2 protein-coding genes and 2 pseudogenes are annotated in these 3,595 nt (G+C 64.4%); 2 read left to right on the forward strand and 2 right to left on the reverse strand.

Annotated features, from left to right (window positions below):
* Window positions 1–20 precede the first annotated feature (20 nt).
* Together ACY5KJ_RS18660 and ltrA are read right to left on the reverse strand one after the other, a co-directional pair.
* A pseudogene (locus tag ACY5KJ_RS18660) lies at window positions 21–653 on the reverse strand (IS30 family transposase); the annotation flags it as partial.
* A 153-nt stretch (window positions 654–806) separates the two neighbouring features.
* Window positions 807–2,231: pseudogene (gene ltrA, locus ACY5KJ_RS18665) on the reverse strand (group II intron reverse transcriptase/maturase).
* Between the two features lie 211 nt (window positions 2,232–2,442).
* On the opposite strand from ltrA, the gene ACY5KJ_RS18670 reads away from it, so the two are divergent.
* A complete protein-coding gene (locus ACY5KJ_RS18670) occupies window positions 2,443–2,742 on the forward strand; it encodes a hypothetical protein (protein WP_462203974.1) in 300 nt (99 codons plus the stop codon).
* 322 nt (window positions 2,743–3,064) lie between these two features.
* A partial coding sequence (locus ACY5KJ_RS18675) for a metal ABC transporter solute-binding protein, Zn/Mn family (RefSeq protein WP_462203975.1) occupies window positions 3,065–3,595 on the forward strand: 531 nt, incomplete at its 3' end.

Consider the following 3,595-nt stretch of genomic DNA (forward strand, 5'->3'; position numbering starts at 1 on the left):
ATTGCGGCGGATTCCAGCGATCAGTGCACCATCGGTTGCGATTCTATCAGATTGTGGGTCTCACTGTAGACCTCTGCCGGGGTTTTCCACCCGAGAACCTTCCGGGGTCTTCCGTTAAGTTCGGCGGCAACGGCGTCAAGTTCAGCTTGACTGAAGCCAGAGAGATCGGTAGATCTCGGAAAGTACTGACGGAGAAGCCCGTTGGTGTTTTCGTTCGTCGACCGCTGCCAGGGTGAATGCGGGTCGGCGAAGTAGACCGGAACGCTTGTCCCGAGGGTGAAGGTGGCGTGTGCGGCCATCTCCCTCCCCTGGTCCCAGGTGAGCGACCGGACGAGGTCGGCCGGCAGGTCTTTGATCTTCAGGCTGAGGGCGAGGGCGACACAGGCGGCTGTCCGGTCGTAGGGAATCCGCACCAGTGTGGTGTAGCGCGTGTGACGATCGACGCGGGTCGCGATCTGGCTCTTGCCGCCCTTGCCGATGATCAGGTCGCCTTCGAGGTGGCCGGGGACGGCGCGGTCGGCGGCTTCCGCGGGCCGTTCGCTGATGTTGACCATGTCCGGGATCGCCTGCGACGCCTGGGGTATCGCCCCGGACGGTCGTCTGCGTGCCCGGCCGGACCGCAGAGCGACCCTCAGTTCGGTCTTCAGCGTGCCTGCCGGCCTGTAGGAAGAGCGTTTGGTAGTGAGGTCGGACCGAGGCGCGGTGCCGGCCTTGCGGCCAGCCCGTTTCCTCGGCCCGCCTCCCGAACCCGGCGTGCACCGTTAAGCGCACCGGGCTCTCCACAAGCCCCGGGGGGACGTGTCTTCTCATGCCGCCCTCTGCCATGGCGTCGGGATGCGTTTTCCCCGGTATCGGTAGCGTTCTATGCCTACCTTTCCGGGATCGAACAGCACCACCTCTCCCTCGGCCGGCCACCCGTCTCCACAGCTGTATCGGCGCCGGAGCTGCCTCCAGGTAGTCCGCCGGTGCTTCCGGCCGATCCATCTGATGACCTGTTTCCACAGGTAGGCCCGCAGATAGCCGAACGTAGCACTTGAACAGCCGTATTTGAAATAGGCGGTCCAGCCCCGCAGCATCCGGCTTATCTGGTGCAGCAGGGCTTCGAGCTTCAGGTTCGTGTTCTGTCGGCACGCCTTCTTCACCTTAACCATGACGGCTCGAAGCGCCTTCTTGGCCGGGTAGGTGTAGATATAGCGTTTTATCGCGCCTCGCTTTCGGTGACGCTGGATACGCCACCCCAGAAAGTCGAGACCCTCGTCAATATGGGTGATCAGGGTCTTTTCCTCCGACAGGCGTAGACCCATCGATTCCAAGACCCCGGCCATCTCGTCTCGCAGCCTCTTCGCGTCGGATCTGGTACCCGCCACGACCAGACAGCAGTCGTCGGCGAAGCGGACCAGCCGGTAGTTCGGCAGGCCGCGACGCCGGCGCATCCGCCGGTCGTTGGAGGTGGCCGCAGGCCCACCCGGCGCCTGGGCGATGTGCTCGTCCAGCACCGACAGGGCCACGTTACTGAGCAACGGCGACAAGATCGACCCTGCGGAGTGCCGGCGTCGTTCTCCCGGAGCACGCGGTCCTCGCCGAGGATCCCCGCCTTCAGAAACGCCTTCACCAGAGCCAGGACGCGTTTATCCCCAATACGACCGCGCACCCGGTCCATGAGAGCCGAGTGCGAAATCTCGTCGAAGCAGGCTTTGATCTCGCCTTTCACGATCCACTCGTAAGAGCGCCCCGTGAAATGGCGTATCTCTGCCACCGCGTCATGCGCCCGGCGGTTCGGGCGGAACCCGTACGAGCACGGGAGAAAATCCGCCTCGAATATCGGCTCCAACACCAGCTTCAAGGATGCCTGGACCACCCGGCCCCGGACGGTCGCTATTCCCAGGCGACGCAGCCTATCGTTCGCCTTCGGTATCAACCGCTCCCGAGCGGGTCGCGGGCGGAAGCTACCAGCCTTCACATCGGCCCGCAGCTCTTCCAGAAACCCCCCGATATCACGCACGGTCTCGATGTAGTAGGCGGTCTGCCCATCCACACCGGCCGTGCACGCACCCTTGTTCCTCCGCACGCGACCCCACGCCACAAGCAGGAGCCGGGTCGCAGACGAGGTTGAACAGATCCTCGAACCGGCGGTGAGAGTCCTCATTCGCCCACCGGTACAGCTTGGCCTGGATCTCTCGTACCCTTTCCTCGGCCTGATACCAGGCGAAGTCCAGTTCGTCGGTGTTCACCGGCGGCCTCCGAGCATTCCAGCGTCCTCACTGCCGACTTGCTGGCCCCCTTCGCCATGTACGCGCCTCTCGCGCGCTCGGACTACTACGGGGCCTCCGTCCCACGGTCCACGGTCGGCAACGGACCTGCCCGCCTACAGCCAGGCCGGCCGGAGGGGAGGGCAACCGGGGACGGTTCCCACGTGCACCTGACAATCGATCGACCAGGGAGATGACCCAGCTTTGTCCCGGCAGCATCGCCACGGCTACGCCGCAGACCCTCACCGTGGCCTCCTCACCGGCACAATCAACCGGCTCCGGAGTTGGCCTCGCTACGGCGGCGGACCCGGTCGCCGGTGCGGTACCAGCGGCGGCCGTCCCGCTCGAAGAACCGGCCACGGTCGTCCGCCGGGTCCAGGTAGCCAGGGGTGAGCTGCGGGCCCGCGATGCACAGCTCGCCCTCGATGCCGACCAGCAGGTCACCCTCCCTGCTGTGCGCACGACTCCGGCAGCGGGCGGCGACGACGGCTAACTCGCCGAGTCGTCCCAGCCGGGCCGGTGCCCGACTGAACTCCGAGGTGTTCGCCGGCAGGACTGTCGTTCAACCCCCTCAACCTCACCCAGTTGATCTTTTCTTCGACAGGAACGATCATCCAGGTGGCGGGGCGCCCTTGTCCTGGCTCGACCCGCGGCCACACTCCGCCGCAACAATCGATCACGAATAGTGATTGGACAACCACGATATCCGACGAACGCGTGGAGATGGTTGGACATCACCCGAGAATCCGTCTATATAGTAATCAAACTTCGCCATACCGAAGATTGATGTTCGGAAGGACGGGAAGGGGCTTATGATGCGCGGTACTGTCGCATGGCTGTCGAGAGTGGGGTCGGCTACCGCCGCCGCCGCGCTGATGCTGTCGGGGTGCTCCACCACCCCCGCTGTCGACGCATCGGCCGGTGGGGGGCGTGATCGTCCGGTAGTACTGACGACGTTCACGGTGTTATCGGACATCGCACAGAACGTTGCAGGAGATCACCTGCGGGTGGAGTCGATCACGAAGGTGGGGGCGGAGATCCACGGGTACGAGTCGACGCCGGATGATATCACGAAGGCATCGGACGCGGATCTGATCCTGGACAACGGCCTGAACCTGGAGCTGTGGTTCAAGCGGTTCGTGGAGTCGGTGCACGTGCGGCACGCCGTGGTGTCGGACGGGGTCAAGGCGATAGACATCACCGAGGACGCCTACGCAGGCAAGCCGAACCCGCACGCCTGGATGAGCCCGTTGAACGCGCAAATCTATGTCGACAACATCGTCGATGCCTTCAGTGATCTCGATCCCGCGCACGCGGCGGACTTCAGGGCGAACGGTAAGGGGACG

Source organism: Frankia sp. CcWB3, from assembly GCF_977927595.1.

What these genes read in the sequence shown, in the direction of transcription:
- ACY5KJ_RS18670 (WP_462203974.1), top strand. Translation starts at nt 2,443, where the DNA reads ATGACCCAGCTTTGTCCCGGCAGCATCGCCACGGCTACGCCGCAGACC.